The 17,537-nt window shown below is 53.4% G+C and carries 20 protein-coding genes and 1 pseudogene; 17 read left to right on the forward strand and 4 right to left on the reverse strand.

From position 1 onward, the window contains the following. A partial coding sequence (locus tag ABD76_RS13835; RefSeq protein ID WP_197256826.1) for a transposase occupies window positions 1–571 on the reverse strand: 571 nt, incomplete at its 3' end. A 134-nt stretch (window positions 572–705) separates the two neighbouring features. Here ABD76_RS13835 and ABD76_RS13840 point away from each other — a divergent pair. From ABD76_RS13840 to ABD76_RS13865, 6 genes and pseudogenes are all read left to right on the forward strand, one after another. Next, window positions 706–1,137, forward strand: a pseudogene (locus ABD76_RS13840) (IS630 family transposase); the annotation flags it as partial. A gap of 31 nt (window positions 1,138–1,168) precedes the next feature. Beyond that, window positions 1,169–1,744, forward strand: coding sequence for a hypothetical protein (locus ABD76_RS29560; RefSeq protein WP_242069567.1), 576 nt, complete (start codon window positions 1,169–1,171; stop codon window positions 1,742–1,744). Between the two features lie 1,179 nt (window positions 1,745–2,923). Further along, on the forward strand, window positions 2,924–3,706 hold the full coding sequence (locus ABD76_RS13850; protein ID WP_197257743.1) for a type VI secretion system Vgr family protein: 783 nt from the start codon (window positions 2,924–2,926) through the stop codon (window positions 3,704–3,706). 79 nt (window positions 3,707–3,785) lie between these two features. Beyond that, window positions 3,786–4,502: a kasugamycin N-acetyltransferase AAC(2')-IIb gene (gene aac(2')-IIb, locus ABD76_RS13855; protein WP_242069568.1), complete on the forward strand. Its 717-nt coding sequence runs from the start codon at window positions 3,786–3,788 to the stop codon at window positions 4,500–4,502. Window positions 4,503–4,637: 135 nt separating this feature from the next. Next, the gene (locus tag ABD76_RS13860; RefSeq protein ID WP_197257745.1) at window positions 4,638–5,282 is read left to right on the forward strand and encodes a GTP pyrophosphokinase; all 645 of its coding nucleotides are present in this window, start codon (window positions 4,638–4,640) and stop codon (window positions 5,280–5,282) included. Between the two features lie 100 nt (window positions 5,283–5,382). Next, window positions 5,383–6,978 (forward strand): S-layer homology domain-containing protein, encoded by a 1,596-nt coding sequence (locus tag ABD76_RS13865; RefSeq protein ID WP_197257747.1) that lies wholly within the window; start codon window positions 5,383–5,385, stop codon window positions 6,976–6,978. A gap of 86 nt (window positions 6,979–7,064) precedes the next feature. Here the strand turns inward: ABD76_RS13865 and ABD76_RS13870 are convergent, their stop codons facing one another. After that, on the reverse strand, window positions 7,065–7,865 hold the full coding sequence (locus ABD76_RS13870; protein ID WP_242069569.1) for a methyl-accepting chemotaxis protein: 801 nt from the start codon (window positions 7,863–7,865) through the stop codon (window positions 7,065–7,067). 371 nt (window positions 7,866–8,236) lie between these two features. Between ABD76_RS13870 and ABD76_RS13875 the strand changes: the two genes are divergently transcribed. Together ABD76_RS13875 and ABD76_RS13880 are read left to right on the forward strand one after the other, a co-directional pair. Then, entirely contained in the window at window positions 8,237–8,683 is a 447-nt protein-coding gene (locus ABD76_RS13875; RefSeq protein ID WP_197257749.1) for a MarR family transcriptional regulator, read from the forward strand. A 130-nt stretch (window positions 8,684–8,813) separates the two neighbouring features. Next, entirely contained in the window at window positions 8,814–9,680 is an 867-nt protein-coding gene (locus tag ABD76_RS13880; protein WP_197257751.1) for a YitT family protein, read from the forward strand. 65 nt (window positions 9,681–9,745) lie between these two features. On the opposite strand, the gene ABD76_RS13885 is transcribed toward ABD76_RS13880, so the two are convergent. Next, window positions 9,746–10,282 (reverse strand): helix-turn-helix domain-containing protein, encoded by a 537-nt coding sequence (locus ABD76_RS13885; protein ID WP_197257753.1) that lies wholly within the window; start codon window positions 10,280–10,282, stop codon window positions 9,746–9,748. Between the two features lie 385 nt (window positions 10,283–10,667). Here ABD76_RS13885 and ABD76_RS13890 point away from each other — a divergent pair, with 385 nt between their 5' ends. Next, complete coding sequence (locus ABD76_RS13890) at window positions 10,668–10,874, forward strand: exonuclease (protein WP_168178840.1); 207 nt, start codon at window positions 10,668–10,670, stop codon at window positions 10,872–10,874. Between the two features lie 191 nt (window positions 10,875–11,065). On the opposite strand, the gene ABD76_RS13895 is transcribed toward ABD76_RS13890, so the two are convergent. Then, entirely contained in the window at window positions 11,066–11,944 is an 879-nt protein-coding gene (locus tag ABD76_RS13895) for a helix-turn-helix transcriptional regulator (RefSeq protein ID WP_197257755.1), read from the reverse strand. A gap of 163 nt (window positions 11,945–12,107) precedes the next feature. Here ABD76_RS13895 and ABD76_RS13900 point away from each other — a divergent pair, with 163 nt between their 5' ends. From ABD76_RS13900 to ABD76_RS13935, 8 genes are all read left to right on the forward strand, one after another. After that, entirely contained in the window at window positions 12,108–13,490 is a 1,383-nt protein-coding gene (locus tag ABD76_RS13900; protein WP_197257757.1) for an MATE family efflux transporter, read from the forward strand. 34 nt (window positions 13,491–13,524) lie between these two features. Further along, complete coding sequence (locus ABD76_RS13905) at window positions 13,525–13,695, forward strand: hypothetical protein (RefSeq protein ID WP_197257759.1); 171 nt, start codon at window positions 13,525–13,527, stop codon at window positions 13,693–13,695. Then, window positions 13,676–14,233 (forward strand): GNAT family N-acetyltransferase, encoded by a 558-nt coding sequence (locus ABD76_RS13910; RefSeq protein WP_197257761.1) that lies wholly within the window; start codon window positions 13,676–13,678, stop codon window positions 14,231–14,233. Before ABD76_RS13905 ends, ABD76_RS13910 begins: the two co-directional genes overlap by 20 nt. After that, entirely contained in the window at window positions 14,230–14,709 is a 480-nt protein-coding gene (locus ABD76_RS13915) for a GNAT family N-acetyltransferase (protein WP_197257763.1), read from the forward strand. Before ABD76_RS13910 ends, ABD76_RS13915 begins: the two co-directional genes overlap by 4 nt. A gap of 143 nt (window positions 14,710–14,852) precedes the next feature. Further along, a complete protein-coding gene (locus tag ABD76_RS13920; RefSeq protein WP_197257765.1) occupies window positions 14,853–15,836 on the forward strand; it encodes a phosphotransferase in 984 nt (327 codons plus the stop codon). Window positions 15,837–16,035: 199 nt separating this feature from the next. After that, window positions 16,036–16,989 (forward strand): sugar phosphate isomerase/epimerase family protein, encoded by a 954-nt coding sequence (locus ABD76_RS13925; RefSeq protein WP_197257768.1) that lies wholly within the window; start codon window positions 16,036–16,038, stop codon window positions 16,987–16,989. A 2-nt stretch (window positions 16,990–16,991) separates the two neighbouring features. Continuing rightward, window positions 16,992–17,177 (forward strand): hypothetical protein, encoded by a 186-nt coding sequence (locus tag ABD76_RS13930; protein ID WP_197257770.1) that lies wholly within the window; start codon window positions 16,992–16,994, stop codon window positions 17,175–17,177. A gap of 41 nt (window positions 17,178–17,218) precedes the next feature. Continuing rightward, window positions 17,219–17,533, forward strand: a complete 315-nt coding sequence (locus ABD76_RS13935) for a hypothetical protein (protein WP_197257772.1) — start codon at window positions 17,219–17,221, stop codon at window positions 17,531–17,533. Window positions 17,534–17,537 lie beyond the last annotated feature (4 nt).

Genomic DNA, 17,537 nt, shown 5'->3' on the forward strand with positions numbered 1-17,537 from the left:
GGACGCCTCCCATCTGCTCGAAACATTGCTTCATCGCTTCTAAAAAGCATTCCTGATTCTCAGCCGGTGTCGGGTATACAAATGCAGCATTACTGTACGGAAAGGAGATCACCAGCAACTTGTAGGTGAGTAGCTGCTGCGCTCGACTGACCTGCATGGTCGTAAAATCCACCTGTGCTTCTCCCGGTGGATGCTCCAACCGCTCGTAGGTTTTAGCGCGTTCGAGCTCCATTTCGTTTTTTCGCTTCCGGACATAGGCCAAAACGGTTCGTTGTCCGCCTGTAAACTGGTGTTCATCTCTCAGCCGCTGGTAGATCCGTATCCCGGTATGCCGCTGTTTCCGGGGAAGCAGGCGATCTTCCTCCAGCCATGTGTCCACGATCTCCATATACGGCCCCATAACTGGGCTTTTACTCTTTCTTTTACCAATCGATTCGTTCCAGTTGGATTGATCTGCGTACTTCTTCGCGGTTCTCCAGTGAATGCCCATCTGTCTGGCGATGTCACGGATCGAGCACCCTTCTGCTTCGCGTAAAAATCTGATATAGTGTTGTTGAGGCATTTTCAGCATCCTTCCCATCTCCTTCGTCAAGTTCTCGCAAACCTAACGATAGGAGGAATTTAAGGGGCTGACAAGTGCCTTTTTTGCATTCAACTTGAGCATTTTTACGCTGCAATTCTAGGCATTTTTAGTATGCAATAAACAATCGCGGCGTAAAATTGCTATCCACAGTAGACTATGCGACGGGCAAGATCGTTTGGCGTGAAGACGAGGAGTACACTGCTGAAACGTTTTTAACATTCCTCAAACAAGTTCTGGAGGCCTATCCTACCGGTGAAATCGTGATGCTTTTAGATAATGCCCGCATCCATCATGCCAAACTGCTTCAACCCTTTTTGGAAGAAAATTCTCGCTTACGCTTTGTCTTCTTACCTGCTTACAGCCCGCAACTCAATATTGTAGAAGGGCTTTGGAAGTGGCTAAAATCCGATGTGATCCATAACGTGTTCTATCACACTGTTGATGACATTCGCAAGAATGTTCGTATCTTTATGGAAAATATCATGCTCAACCCTATGAAGATCATTGATCGACTTTGCATCCGATTGGAGTCGGGACATTTAGTAAATCATTAGTTCAACTTATATAGAAGCTCAATTAATTACTATGCAAATGCAGCAACAAATGGTTCTAACTGAACTCTCGTCTGATTTCCAGGCTGCTATGCGCGGTGCAGCAAGTGCTGAAAGGATAGCTGAAGTAACATCGATAGGAACACCTAAAATAAATAATGGTAAAAGTACAATTGGACAGGTTCAAAAAGTGCAAAGCAGAGCTGGGGGGACGGGTAACATTGAACGGGATTTATACCGCAGAACCTCCAACACGGGAGCATTCAAAGACCTTCCTGAACCAATGCAATTGAGGCACGTTGAGAAGATTGCAGAAGATGCAGGTATAGGATTAAAAGGCATAAAAATAGAAATCGTTCGGGACGCTGAATTAGTTGGAAAGGACTTGTATGGATGGGCAGATCCAAAAGGAAATAGAATAATATTATACCCTGATGCTTTTAGCAGTAAGGAGAATTTAATTAAAACATTGGGGCACGAGAGAATTCATATCTACCAAACAAAAATTTTTGGGAAGCCCCAAGACCATGAGATGTTACTCGAATTTGAAAAAGGGGCATATGGTTCAGAAGACTCATGGTGGGAGTATTATAGAAAAAAGGGGAGATAACAATTGAGTAACTCAAAGTTCAAGGATTGGATTAAGTTAACCACTATCATTGCTAACAATCACGAAGAAGTTTCTAGAATTTCATGCCCCAATTGCCAAAAATGTGGGATTGACTATCAATTTGTCGGAGATATAAAGTCAAGAGCCGGATTTTTAGACATATGGTGTAATTCTTGTTTGTACGGTATTCATTTATCTCGAACAAAAGTACCCGAAAAGGTGAGCTTTCTTCCATTTGATGCGATAGAAGAATACAAAAAGAAAGTACCGAAGTTTACCTTAATAGAGCCATAATCAAAAACGTAAAAACGCTTGCTTATCCTCGGTGCTAGTCAAGCATATTACTTAGGTGGGGCTCCCCATGACCAGAGCTACTTTACTCATTGATAACCAACATAAGCTTTGTTCTACTATGAGAGACTCTTTTTACTCTTGATGGAGAAGATTTAGAATACTTTCCGAAAAGTGGAAACAATGAACTGAAGTTTTTCTTAGAGTAAAAACGAAGCAAAACAGTATTTAAAACAAACTAACCTTGATTGGCCTACGTGCTTTTCAAGGTTTCTTTATTTGAAAGGGTTGCCCTGATTATTTGAAAATATGCTGGCTACCTACCCGGAATATTTACCCATACAATAGTGCACCTGAATCCGTGAAATGAAATCGTAGAAAAATGAATCTCCGGTAAAGTAAAATAAAGAAAAAGGGGAGAATTCCCACTAGCCTTGCATAGAACCTAACATGAAGAAGACTTCAAGTTTCTGATGAGGAACGAATAATCATTATTTTATATATTTACAGTTTCTTTTTTCCTAGCAAAGCCAAAAGTCGATCTCCCACTAAACCATAGGAATATATTACCATCAAATGTTAATATGCCATTATTACCTAGTTCATCACCACTTTAACGGTCTTACATTGCTTTGGTTTTTTTCGTGGTCGACCACCCTTTCGTTTCTTTCGCCTGCCCTTCGAGTGCTTGGTTGGTTTGCGGTGCAGCGCCATCAAGAATTGGTCCCACGTTTTATTCATATAGACCCTTTAGTAATGACCATAGCGTTTGAGTGGTGTCAGCCTCCTTGCAGACCAACATGACTAAACCATATGCGATGAAGGCTAAAAAAATCTGGTTCCATACTGCCTCTGGATAGAAATGAGAATTTGGGAATATCTAGGTCAGTGAAAGCTTTGAATAAAAAGTTTCAACCATCCGATATAGAAGGAGTAGATTTTAAGGATCCAGGTGGCTTGGGCAATATTTCACTGAAAGGTCCATTTTTAAATTCAAAGCAACAACCTTTAAATACTGCTAAACAAAATGCAGTTATACAAAATTTATCAAAACACATAAAAAACAACACGGCTGTTGATGTTCACATAATTGATACTCTAGGATATGAAACGAGTCTAATTCGTGGGGCATCCCTTGGAGGAAAAGGAATAGACGCCGCGAAAGATAAAGTGAAGCTCCATTTGAATATAGACGATGTGCAGACAAAAGAGGATGCATGCTGGTTTGCTTATTCTTCTCCCTATGTGGCTGAAGGAAAGACAGGCCTATATAGTATGCCGCAGATTGGCGACACTGTCCAGTTGTATATCCCGAACCATCGGGAGGAAGAAGCCTTTGTCCGCTCCTCTCTTCGTGAAGGGGGAAATCTCCGAAGCTGGGAAACTCCCAGTGTGAAATATTGGGGCAATCCCTTCGGGAAAGAACTCAAGTTCAGCGGCAATGAGCTAAGGATGACGGCTCAGGAGAACCATGTTTTTATGAAGCTGCATGACAACGAAGGCATTGAGCTTCATAGCAAGGACGCTAACGTTCTTCATACGTTCGGCAAGAGGGTAGAGCGCTTGATTAATCAGGGGAGGAACATGGAATGGGAGGACATATCGGAAGCGGGTGAAGCACCCGCTTGTTTTTTATGGCGTCTTGTTCGCGGAGCAACGATAACCGTGTAAGGGTTGGATCTTTTTGCTATGATGAAGTCGTACTTGATATTGCAGCTTGTTCATTCTAAGGGATCGGAGGGACGGAAGCTTGAGTGATCAGGAAAAAAGCAAGCCTGCCGCCCATGTGTTGATGGAATTGCATGCTGAGGCGATGTTTACGCATGACCGAAGCATGAGGCTTCTCGCGATCAACGAGCCTTGGCCCGGCGGGCCCCCTGCGCCCCGGTGTTTCCTCGGACGGTCGATTGATGGTTCGGCTCTGTGCCGGGTTCGTCATGACGTCCCGGAGAAGCTTGCCGCGCGACTGAAGAAATTATGCGCCGATGAGCCGAACATCCGGGATTTCCAGACGAAGCCGAAGCATTTGGAGGCGTATAAGGATCTCCTGCGCAGCGGCCGCTTCACGATGGGGCCTTGTTATCTGGTTCCTGACACCGAACCGGCAATGGAGGTCGTCAGCATCACCCGGGACAATGGCGCCGAACTGCTTCGCGGCGGCTTCGAATGGCTGGCCTCGGAGATCGGCTACGCGCAGCCCTGCGTCGCGCTCGTGCGCGGCAACAGGGCCGTCTCGATCTGCCGCAGCGTGCGCATCGCCCCCCGATCGCATGAGGCCGGGCTGGAGACCTTGGAGGCATGTCGCGGAAGGGGATATGCCGCCGCCGTCGTCGCCGGCTGGGCACGGGCGGTTCGGAAGATGAACGCTTTCCCGTTATACAGCACGTTGGAAGACAATCTTTCATCCCAAAATGTGGCGCGCAAATTAGCGATGTCCTGGTATGGAGTCAATTTCACAATCATGTGACCTCCTTGGTGCGGCTTGGCGGGGGAATCAGACGGCTCAGTAAATCTTGCCGGTTATGAACGGCGAGCCATTTGAAAATCCAATCCGTGTAGCGTAAGCTGAAATATATAGGTTAACAGCAATGGAGGAACCCGCATGAACTTGACGATTGGACGATTTGAAATACTGGAAGCGCTGCAGAAGCATTGGGGCGGTTTTTTCCGGCAGTACCAAATGGCGCTCAATGAACTGAAAAGCGATTTTCAAATCATTGATTTGGAATGGAAGACAAGGCACGGATATTCCCCCATCGAGCATATCAAGGGAAGAATTAAGGACCCGCTGTCTCTCATCAAAAAAATGGAACGAAAAAACATCCCGTTCAACCAGCAGATCGTGCAGGAGCAGATTCGGGATATCGCCGGCATTCGCATCGTGACGACATTCATCGATGACGTCTACATGATGAAGGAGCATATCGAACAACGGGAGGATATCCGCGTTATTCAGATCAAGGACTATATCCAAAATCCGAAGCCAAGCGGCTACATGAGCTTGCATTTGGTGGTTCAGACTCAGGTGATCCTGTCGGAAGGCGTACTGTGGATTCCGGCGGAGATTCAACTGCGGACGTCATCCATGGATTTCTGGGCGGCGACGGAGCATAAGCTTAATTACAAATACCAAGGGGGAGAAATCCCCGAGGAAGCGAAAGAACAGTTGAAGGCGCTCGCGCAGTCCTCCTTTCAGATGGATCAACAGATGTCATTGCTGCGCAATCAATTACTTGCGTCTTCATAGAATAGATTACCAATATTTTGGCATCTACGGATTTTCTCTTTTTTGCTAGGATGAGGATGAGCAACAATCTATCATCTCTAGTGAAGGAAGGACATCCGAATTGAGTTTTCGACGCAAATTCGTCATTTTGGCGGCTGCGGCCGCCATGTTCATTACAGGAAGCTTGGCATGGGGAGAATCGAAGAGGGCGCCGCTGCCCTTCGACGACATTGAGGGCCTTTATGGGCAGGAGGATATTGTCGCTCTCTATAATAAAGGCATTGTGACCGGCTTCGGCAACCGGACCTACGAACCGGGGAAAGCGGTGACGCGGGCCGAGTTCATCTCAATGGTGAACCGTCTGCTCAAGATGCAGCCCGTGGCCAGCGATATTCCCGCATTCGCTGACGTGCCGCGCAAGGCGTGGTACTACGGAGCGGTGCAGGCGGGAGTGCTGCTCCAACTGGTGGATGGAACGGGAGAGCGCTCGTTTGAGCCGCAGCGGCCGGTAACCCGTCAAGAAGCCGCGGCGATCATCATGCGGGCGTTCAAGCAGCCGAAGGAGGCGGCTCTCGGCTGGCTGTCGTACGAAGACGCGTCCCTCATCGCGGAATGGGCCGTTCCGTATGTCAGCATGATGCAGGAGCAGAATCTGATGAACGGAGATGGAGGCAAGTTCCGCCCGACCGATCCGATGACCCGCCAAGAAACGGCTGTCGTACTGCATCGCGCCCTTCAGCGGCCGGATTGGTCGAACGCGCTGGAATCGGCTCCGCCGCGGCGCATCGAGTTGGGGTGGCAGCATGAATTGACGACGCAGCAGTACATAGCGCAAGTTGCTTCATCGCCAATCAATACACTGACCCCGCGATGGTATTTCCTGGACTCGTCCCAGACGGTCTCCGATCATACCGACATGACGCTCATCAACTGGGCGAAGCAGCATGGCAAGCAGGTCTGGGCGATGGTGGGGAACCGGTTCAATGCGGATTTGACGCATCAAGTGCTCACCGAACCGGCACGGAAGAATGCCGTCGTTTCGAAGCTGTCGGGCTTTGTCGTGAAGTACGGGCTCGACGGTTTGAATCTCGATTTTGAAAATGTCTACCCGAAGGACAGGGAAGCGCTCACCGCCTTCATCACCGAGCTGTCTGACGAGCTGCACAGGCTGGGGGCGGTGCTCTCTGTCGACGTGTCTCCGGATCTGGGTACGGATTGGACCGAGGCCTTCGATTATGCCGCCTTGGGAGAGGCGGCGGATTACATCGTGCTGATGGGATATGACGAGCATTGGGGGGGCGCCCCGACAGCCGGTTCGGTATCGTCGCTGCCGTGGGTGGAGCGCGCATTGGATAAGCTGCTGCAGTCGGTTCCTTCGGACAAGGTGATTGCCGCGCTTCCTTTCTATACAAGGGAGTGGATCGTACAGGGGGATAAGCTGACTTCCCGCGATATGACATTGATGGAACAAGGAGAACTGCTGCGCTCCCGCAAGACAAAATGGGACGGAAAGACAGCCCAATATGTGGCGGACTTCACGGCCAGCGGCGTTCGCCGTCTCGTGTGGGCGGAGGAGAGCCGTTCTCTCGCCGCCAAATATGCGATGGCGGCGAGCCGCGATATCGCCGGCTTCGCTTACTGGTATGCGGGGGCCGAGACCGATGATGTGTGGGTTGCGCTCGAGAACCAGTGGAGATATGCGGCGTTCCGGTTCTAGCGCGGCAAGGGAGCGGGATGCCCGGCCACGCCAATCAAGCCAGGAAGCTTTTCCTGGCTTGATTTTCTTTCGCGGCAACGATACTTTTATAATTTGAATTGCTTGACGATGGCCTGCAATTCCTCGGACAGCACCCTCAGTTGCTCCGTGGAAGCGGATATCGTCTGAACGGAAGCCAGCTGTGTTTCCGATGCCGACACGACCGTTTGCACGGTCTGGGACGCTTCTTCCGCGATCGAGGCCATTTCCTCTACAGATGCCGAGATTTCTTCTGTCCCCGCCGACATCTCCTCGGTCGAAGCGGATGTTTCCTGCATTTCGAAGGTGACTTTCTGGACCGTATCCAAGATGGTCTCGAACGTCTGTCCCGCCTTGTCCACGATTTCCATACCGGATAATACGTCCTTCTGCACAAGCTCCATCGACTTCGTCGTCTGCTGCATGCTGGACTGGATTTCTTCGATTAAGCTGGCGATTTGCTTGGCCGAATCCTCCGACTGTTCCGCTAACTTGCGCACCTCCATCGCGACCACGGTGAACCCTCTGCCGCTCTCTCCGGCTCTGGCCGCTTCGATGGATGCGTTCAAGGCCAGCAGATTGGTCTGGCTGGCGATGCCGGTGATGACATCAATAATTTTCCCGATTTGCTCCGAGGATTCATTCAGATGCCCAATCGCGGTCCCCGTCATCTTTACGGAATCATGAATGGCCTTCATTTGGCCGACCGCCTCATTCAAAATCGCATTGCCCTGCTCCGCTTGTTCGGATGAGTAACTATACGAGAGAAGTGTGCTGATTCCCAATAACAACACGCCAATCCCGACCAAGATATAAATTTTGATTGCTGTTTTTAAATGCCGGAACCGAAATTGAAATCTCGTATTCATGTTGAACTCCGCCCTTTTCCAACCAAATTGGATTTGATGATTGTTTTGTGACTATAAACCTATGCTTTGTCCCTGTCTCCCAGTTTTTCCTCCCTGCTTTTGAAAAATGGCTGCGTTCGAAATAGAGAAACATCATTTACTTTAGCGGACGATGCCTAAGCAAATGAGTGTACATTATTTATCGACATTAAATAAATTTTAGATATATGTCGCTTCATGTAAAATAAGTGAAGAAAACTCCCTTAATTAGGAAAATGGGCCTACTTGACTCTTCCTTTTTTTGCTTATATAATAATTAAATCATTTAATTAATTGATAGTTTAATTAATGAATCTTTTAATAATCTCGGCGCGGCGGGAAGGAGTGGGACAATGGAACGCATGTCATCGTGGGTGGAACGCTATGAACAGGCCATGACGGTATTGGCGCGCACGCTATGGCATGACATGGCGAACGTGAAGGAGCTGGGGTTGACGATTGCGCAGTACTCGCTGCTGAACGTCATTGAGCGGCGGGGACCGGGCAAGGTGTCCATGCTCGCCGAACAACTGGGCGTGACTTCAAGCGCGGTCACCGTGATGATTGATCGGCTGCTCGACAGCGGGCTCGTCGATCGCGTCCCAGACAAGTCCGATCGGCGGGTCGTGCTCGTCTCGATTACCGAAGCGGGCCACCACCTGCTGCGGCAGGCGCAGGACCGATCGAGGCGGACGCTGACGGCTTACTTATCCTTGCTGGAAGAGGGCGAGCTGGAGCAGTTGGTCCGTCTGAGCGAGAAGCTGGCGGCGAAAGCGCTCGTGTATAAAGGCGGAGAATAAAGGGCGGCTGCCGATTTGAGTAAATGGCCATCAGGCCCGGGACATTGGCATTGCGCGTATACCCATTCTGGAATGGGCATTCTCTGGATGGGGTTGATATACCGATTCTTTTCAAGTTTGGAGGAGATTTATGGCTCGCACTCATAAGAAAACAAAGCTGCTGGATATTATCAAACGAGTTGTATTTATTACGATAGGCGCTGTCATGATGGGCGTGTCGCTGGAGTTGTTTCTGGTGCCTAACAGCATTATCGACGGGGGAATCGCGGGAATATCGATTATTTTGTCCAAGACGACCTCGCTGAAGCTCGGGTTGTTCCTGTTCCTGCTCAACGTGCCGTTCCTGATGCTTGGGTACAGGCAGATCGGCAAGACGTTCTGCTTTTCCACCCTGTACGGCATCGCCGTCATGTCGTTGACGACCGCCTTTCTTCACGATGTGAATGCGTTCACCAATGAGAAGCTGCTTGCCGTGATGTTCGGCGGCATTATGCTCGGCGCGGGCGTCGGTCTCGTCATCCGCTTCGGCGGATCGCTTGATGGTACGGAGATTGTCTCTATCCTGGTATCCAAAAAAGTCAACGTTCCCGTCGGCCAGTTAATCATGATCATTAATGTCTTTATTTTCATCGTCGCCGGCTTCGTGTTCGGATGGGATTCGGCGATGTACTCCATCTTCACGTATTATATTGCCTTCAAAATGATCGATATCGTCGTCGAAGGTCTGAACGAATCCAAGTCGGCGACGATCATATCGTCCGAGTATGAAGAAATATCGCAGGCCATTATCGACCGGCTTGGCCGCAACACGACGTTCATTTACGCCAAAGGCGGCTATATGCGCGAGGATACGCAAATGATCTATTGCGTGCTCACGCGTCTGGAAGTGGCGAAGCTGAAGGCGATTGTGCAGGATATCGATCCGAAGGCCTTCATCGCCATCGAGACTGTATCGGACGTGCTGGGCGGCAATTTCAGCAAGGCGAATATTCATTAAAAAAAGCGGCCCTTCCCGGACTAACTCGGGAGGGCCGCCGCTGCATCTGGACAAGCGCCGCAATCTTAGCCTTCCTCTTCCTTCGGCGCATCGGAAGCGGGACGCCGTCCGGGGAATAGCACCTCCAGCATGGCAAGAGCCCGCTCTCGATCCTCCCGGCTCAACGGCTGCCCGGAATAATGGACCGGAACGGCGCCGTTCAACACCTCCGTCAATTCGTAGAACGGCTTTTTCTCCTTGACGCTGCGGGGCGCAAGCTTGTTCCCGCCCGCGCGGTAATTCCAGCTTGCGCCGTCCGCGCCGTCCGCGCCATCCGTCTGCATTGCCGGATGCGGCCATTCCCCGTTATCGTGGCCGGGAACCGAAGGGACTTCCTCCAGCTCCATGTACCCGGCGGCGCCCATCAGCCACTCGTATGGAACGGAATAGACATGAGCCAGCTTTTTCAACGTGTCGGGCGTCGGCTTGCGCTCCTTGCCTGTCCGCGGGTCGCGTCCCTTTTCCAGACTGCTCAGATAGGTATGGCTGACTCCGGATTCACGTTCAATCTCCCGCAGCGATCGCTTTCCCCGAAGCTCCTTCAATATCTTTCCGATATTCAACGGCCTGACCTCCTTTCCCGCGTTTTTTTCGCGATTCATGACTTGCAAACAGCATACCATTGAGGTATAGTATTGGCAAGCGACGCTATCCCTGGATACCATGCGTATGGAGAAAAGATTCTGTCTCTCTCTGTTGCCGGATAAATACTTCAGTCTTGGGCCGGGCCGCGGCAGAGGCAGCGAGTCTCGTCATGGGGGACGGATAACGAAGGGTTGCGCCGGCAAGCTTGCGTTTCCGCCGGGAGAGGAGGGAGGTGCCGATAGCGCGGCGAAGAACGATCAGCAGAATGATGCTATTCATGGATAGCACCCTTGGCACAAACACCTTGATAAAGAACGCAAAAGCGAAGAGCGTCAAAAAGATTGAAGAAGGTGGGGAAGAGAGATGAACATTCATCACTTGGTGCAATGCAGCCAGCTCAAGACGGGATTGCTGGAGATCGCCTGCCTGCTGGACGACGACGATCAGTACACGAGACCGATGGCCGTCCGGGATCTGAAGAAGCTGATCGAGCAGGCCATGCTGCTGGAGAATGCATGTCAGGAAGAACGGTGTCCGGTATGCCATCGCATCTATGAATGCGGGCACTGAAGCGGGCCTGAATGGCACGGGCCGGCTTGGGCAAGCGGAGGCGGAGGGCTTGCGCTGGCGTGAATCGACGCTGCGGCGGCCCGCCCGGAGACGGGCCGTATGACAGCGGGAAGATGGAGGAGCCTCGGACGGAGCGCCTCTGGCCCGGCTGCTCCGGCGCAGCGGCATATCCCGTGGCGGGAGCCAGCTCCTTAATGGCAGAAAAACTGCTGCCTGTATCGGCGCGGCGACATGCCTTCATACCGGGAGAAGCAGGCGGCGAAGTAGGCCGCTTGGCGGAAACCGACCTCCTCGGCGATGCGCGAGATCGGAAGATCCGTCTGGTGCAGCAGCAACTTCGCCTGCTCGATGCGGTAGCGCGTCAAGTATTCGATCGGCGAGCAGCCGAACTGCTTCTGCATGCACCGGGCGATATAGACCGGGTGGAAGTTCAGGCTGTCGCCGAGCGACTGGGCCTTGATATCGTCCCGGTAATGGCGCCGCAAGTAAGCGGCTGCCCGCTCCGCGCACGCGGCGGCGGGGGACAGGTCGTTCTGGTCCGCCGATGCCGACAGGAGATGGAACAAGTGCTGGAACAGCATTTGCTCCTTCCAGGGGGTATTCGGCTCGGGTATCCCCTCCTGCAGCTCCCGGAGCTGGAGCAGCACTTCCCGCAGCCGGTCCGGCTGCAGCGGCTTGCCGAACTGCGGCAAGGTCACGAGGAACGTCCGCGGGGCGAAAGGGGAAGCGACAGCCGGTTCGCCAACGTCGAAGGCGGGGGAACGCGGCACCTCCTCAAGAGCCTCCCACGCACCTTCCGTCTGGAAGTGCAGCCAGAAGTACGTGGTCGCCTCCCTGCATTCCTTCGTCGCTCCGTGCGTCTGATCCGGCCGCAAAATCAGGACATGATCGGGACGGACCGCATATTCCCGCCCCTCCTCGTACATATAGAGACAGCCTCCGGTCACGAACAGCATATCGAACACTTCGATATTCCGGCGGCTGGCATGCTTTTGGCCGGCCTCCATGATGCCGGAACCGCTGTAAATGTAGTAGGGCAATGGCGGCAAGGTGAACTGCAGCGCTTTCATTGGAAGAGCCTCCTTTTTCCGAATTGAACAGGTTGGCATCTTGATAGTTCAAGTTGATATTGTGACACATCAATATGAGTATACCATCTATAATGATTACGTTCTATCCGTCGTTGCACAAGGATATACAGCCCACATCAAGAGGATAACGGAGGTTTCATTTGTGAAAAGAGAACAGAATCGGTATGCCCTGGGAGTGCTGGCATGGCCGATTTTTATAGAATTGTTCCTGCAGTTTTTGCTGGGGGCGGCGGATACGCTGATGGTGAGCCGCATCTCGGATGATGCGGTCGCGGTTGTCGGCTTCTCCAACCAGCTGTTCCAGGCGCTGACGACCCTCTTCATGACGGTGGCGAGCGGGGCCGGCATCCTGATCGCGCAGAAGCTCGGTTCGCGGAAGGAAGAGGAGGCGCGCTCCGTGGCCGTTATGGCGGTAAGCGCGAGCGCGCTGATCGGGCTGGCGCTCAGCTTCGTGCTCTACGCGAAGCCGCGCGCGATCGCGGCGGTGCTGCAGCTTCCGGACAGCCTGCTGCCGTTGGCGGACACTTATATTTCGATTGTCGGCGGCGGCATGGTGCTGACGGCGCTCACGTCGGCCCTCAGCACGGTCATCCGCAATACCGGCAATACGAAGGGGCCGATGATCATCGCCATCGGGATGAACGTCATCCATGTCGCCATGAACTACGGCTTCATCTTCGGCGCCTTCGGCTTCCCGCAGTGGGGGCTGACCGGGGTCGCCCTGTCGACCGTCATCAGCCGGCTGCTCGCGACGGCGGTGCTGGCTTATGTATTCGTCCAGTCGTTCGGGCATCGCATCCGCCTGCGGGAGATGCTCGGCTTCGACGGGGCGCGCTTCAAGGAGATCCTGCATATCGGCTGGCCGCTCGGCATCAACATGTCCTGCTGGGTTTTCTCCCAGCTCGTCATCTTCGCCTTCATCGCGATGCTGGGGCCGCAGGAGCTGGCGGCGCGGACGTACATGAACACGCTGGAATCGTTCTGCTTCCTGCTCGGATCCTCGATCGCGATGGCGCTGCAGATTCAGGTTGCCCATCTGTTCGGAGCGGGCCGCATGGAGGAGGCCTACAGAGGGGCCTACCGCGCCCTGCTGTACGGCCTGCCGCTCGTCACGGTCAATGCGCTCGTGCTGCTGTTCGCGGGCCGGGCGCTGCTGGGGCTGTTCACGGCCGATCCGGAGATCGTGGCGCTCGGCGTCTCGCTGCTCGGGCTCAATCTGCTGCTGCAGCCCGGCAAAATGCTGAACATGGCGATGGGCAACGCCCTCAATGCGGTCGGCGATACCCGGTTCGTCATGCTGACGGCCGTGTTCTCGATGTGGCTGGTCGCCACAGGCTTGTCCTACCTGACGGGCATCCATTGGGGCTGGGGGCTCGTCGGCATCTACGCCTGCATGATCGCGGACGAATACATTCGCGGCATCCTCGTCCTGTTCCGCTGGAAGGGGCGTCTCTTCCTGAAGCGGGCCGAAGCGGCCGACGCCGGCCAACCTGCGCTTCCGCGGACACGGGCGGCCAAAGTGTAGAGCCGATCCCGGAACATGTCCGGGGAAGGGCGGAATGAATTTTGAAATCGACAAAAAGAGGCGCCGGGGCGTCTCTTTTTTATTTCCGGCTTTCCGTGACGCGAAGAACTGGTATAATTACGGCATAGCCGGGCGGGACGCCGAGAAGCGCGGCCCGCCGACACGAACGAAGAGGAGACCGGAGCATGATTCGAGAAGCGACTGAACAGGACTTGCCTTCCATATTGGACATTTACAACGATGCGATAATTCATTCTACCGCGGTCTACTCGTATGAGCCGCACTCGCTGGAGCAGCAGATGGAGTGGTTCCGGCAGAAGCGGCGGGACAACTTTCCCGTGCTGGTCTATGAGGCGGACAACCGGGTGATGGGCTTCGCCACCTTCGGCCCGTTCCGGGCTTGGCCAGCCTATCAATACACGATCGAGCATTCCGTATACGTGCATAACGAATGCCGCCACTTGGGGATCGGGTCCCGGCTCTTGCGGGAAATTATCCGCATCGCGGCGGACAGCGGTTATAAGACGCTTGTCGCCGGCATCGACGAGTCGAACCGGGGGAGCATCTCTCTGCATGAGAAGCTGGGCTTTACGTATGCCGGGACGATTCGCAATGCCGGCTATAAATTCAATCAGTGGCTGAACCTGTGCTTCTACCAATACGAGCTGCCGGGACCGGAGCAACCGATGGAGCAAGGCGGCTTGGACAGAAGAAATGAACAGCCGAAAGGGGATTTTCTATGAACATTCGTCTCCAGCCAATCACGGCCGGCAACTGGAAGGAGTGCATTGCATTGGAGGTGGCCCCGGAACAAGAAGACTTCATTGCGTCGAACCTGTACTCGATTGCCGAGGCGCAGTTTTTGGACGGATTTCAATGCCGGGGCATCTATGTGGACGAGCGCATGATCGGATTCGCCATGTATGGCATCGATCCGGATGACGGGAAGTACTGGATCTACCGCTTTATGGTGGATGCTTCTTTTCAGGGGCAGGGATACGGCAAACGGGCATTGCAGCTTGTGCTGGACGAGATCGGAGCGCAGCCGGACCGGACGGAGCATTGTCTGCTCGGCTATGATCCGAAGAATGAAGCGGCCCGGCGGCTGTATGCCTCGGCCGGCTTCGTCGAGACCGGCATCGCGCCTTGGGGCGAGATGATGGCGAAGTATGATTTTTCCGGGCGTTCAGGTCTAGCTGACGGTCCAGGAAATATATAGTACACTAATAGAGTTACAGATCGAAGCGCAGCTGTCCAACCCGATCGGCTGAACGGACAGAAAGAGACGATTGAGCTGACAGGCAAGCAGAAATAGAGAGCATGCCGCAGATCGTCTGCATGCGCCAAAGGAGAGACGAGACAGTGGGCCATCAAGCCATCGCTGCCGATGCGTTGTCGCATTACGAGATACAATCGCCAATCATTGCTTTTATACGGCATAATGAAAATTTGACTTATAAGATTACCGATGAGTCCGGCTCATCCTATCTGCTGCGGGTTCATAAGCCGGTTCACGCCGAGCTTCACGGCCTGCAGCATTCCAAGGCGGGCTTGTCCGGGGAGATGGAGCTGCTGCAGGCGCTGGGAGAGAATACCGCCTTGAATGTGCAGAAGCCGGTCCGCAACCGCGAAGGAGAATTCGTCACCCGGATTTCGAACGGGGGTGGCTTCCTTCACTGCACGATGCTGCATTGGCTGGAAGGGCGGGACTCGCAGCCGGATGACTTCGCATCGCGAGAAGCCGCGCTCCGCTACGGACGGCAGGTCGGCATGCTGCACCGGTTTACGAGCGGATATACGCCGGATCCGGCCGCGAACAGGCCGACTTACGCCGGTATCGGGGAGAACGAGGCCATGCTGGAGCGGCTGACCTATGGCCGGGATCACGGCATCTTTGTGCCGGGCGATTTCGCTCTGATGAGCGAGGCCTTCCGGCTTATTAACGAGCGGCTTCGCCGCTACGATCCGGAACCCGGCACATGGGGCATCATCCATGCCGACATCAACCGGGCCAATGTCATTGTGACCGCTCAGGGCTTCACCTTGATTGACTATTGCCTGTACGGCCACGGTTATTTTTTGTATGATGCGGCCGGCGGCGCGCTCAGCGTCCCGTCCGAGCGGCGGACGGATTTCATGGAAGGCTATGCGGCTGAATTCTCATCGATGCGCAGCGATTCGATGAAGCTGCTCGAAGGCTTCATGCTGCTGAATAATTTCGGATATTATTCCTTCCATATGATGAACACCGCGGTTCATCCTTGGATGCGGGAGCGTCTGCCTTCCTTTTGCGCCGATAAGGTGGCTCCGTTTCTGGAAGACAAGCCGATCTTTCATTTGCTGTAAGCTGGCGACTGTTCGCAGCCGTCCCGACCTCTCGGGGCGGCTTTTTTGATTACTGCGGATCTCGGGAAAAAACTCCGTTTCTGTCTGTATTTGTAGAAGCATGTCAAGTTTTTTCTGGTATAATGTTGAAAAAGAAGTTTCTCTCCCTTTCTATTTTTTGTATCTGGCATCATATCGGCGCTAGGTGAGGAGAGATGAGATGAGACGACTGCAGGCGGGGATGTGGGGATCATTTGCACCCGAGCGTTGGGACGAGCTGGCGCGCGGCCCGATTAACGGCATGGAGGTCTGCATGCTGCGTGACGAGCAGGAAGTGCAGGCGGTTCAGGATTTCTGCGCCCTTCATCAGCTTCAATATGGCGTGCATGGACCTATCCTCGATTCCCTTGGCTATGAGTTGCCGAAGCTGAACGCGGTCTGCCCGGAGGAGCGGGCGGAGGCGATGGCGCGGGTGGAGGCGGAGGTTGAACTGGCTTCCCGCTATGGCGCGGACTATATTTTGTTCCACTACCCTTTCTTGCCGCTGTTCCCCGCGCAATGGAAGCGGCCGTATCCGCGCATGCCCGGTCCGGATCGGCGTTACGGTCATGACCGGTTGAGCCGCCGCGAATTCAGAGAGCTATCGGTCCGGTTATTCGAAGCTTGCTGCGAGCTGCAGCGCAAGCATAACCAGCGCATTGTGCTGGAGCATGATTATGCAGGGGAGTATACCGAGGTGTTCATCGATATGTTCCGGGAATACCCGGAGATTGCGCTCGTGGTCGATACGGCGCGGCTTGATGTAGCGAAACGGGTGTTCCGCGGATTCGATCCGTATGCATGGCTGGACGCGCTGGCCCCTCATGTCTATCTTGTTCATTACAGCAATGTGCGTTACGAAGAGGGGAACTTCCACAATCATTTGCCGGTGCTGCCCGAGCAAGATGGCGACAGGCGCTACGGAGACGCCTTGGGGTATTTGGAAGCGTTGGCAAGCCGCAATCCCGCGTTCCATGTGACCTTCGAGCATCGGTCGGAACTGGCGGGCCAGGAGGAACTGGACGCGATCTATGAGCGGGTCGCGCTTTTGCTGTCGCGTGCGGCGGGGCATACCGACACCCCCTGTCGGAATATACTGCGAATAGGAAGAACCCTTTCGGAGGGAGGTGGCTGAATATGAGGTCTGTCCGGAGTTTGCTGGCGGTTGTGTTGAATCTGATCGGGGAGCTATGGATCGGCCTTTTTCGCAGGAGCGGTTATTATGACAAGCACACAGCGCATCTGAGCAAGCCTGCCTACATGGTGTTCTTGCTCGCCGTGGCGCTGTCGATTATTGGGGTTGCGCTGCTGTATGCGCCGTAACCTGGGATGGATACATAATGATAAATAGGGAGAAATAGTCTATGTGGGCGACCAATGCAAGTTGGGTATGGCTTATCTTTTATTCGGTGTTTGGGATCAGTCTGGCGGCCAGTGCCTTCAGCCTGATCATCCGCAAACGGGTTGGCATATCGTTGGTCCATATCGTCATTTTGGTGACGGGATTTACGGTATTTTTCCTGAATGCGATGGGCCGAAGCGAAGGCATGACGGAGCTGCATTATTTCTGGAATGGTTTGAAGGAAGGCGCGTTATGGGCGATCTATGTGCTGATCAGCGTCCTTTTCTCCATCTATTGGTGGTATGGGTTCATCTCTTCCTATCGGGACAAGGGGTAGCGGC

The organism is Paenibacillus dendritiformis (assembly GCF_015845845.1).
In the GTDB taxonomy this organism is placed as follows: Bacteria; Bacillota; Bacilli; order Paenibacillales; family Paenibacillaceae; genus Paenibacillus_B; species Paenibacillus_B dendritiformis_C.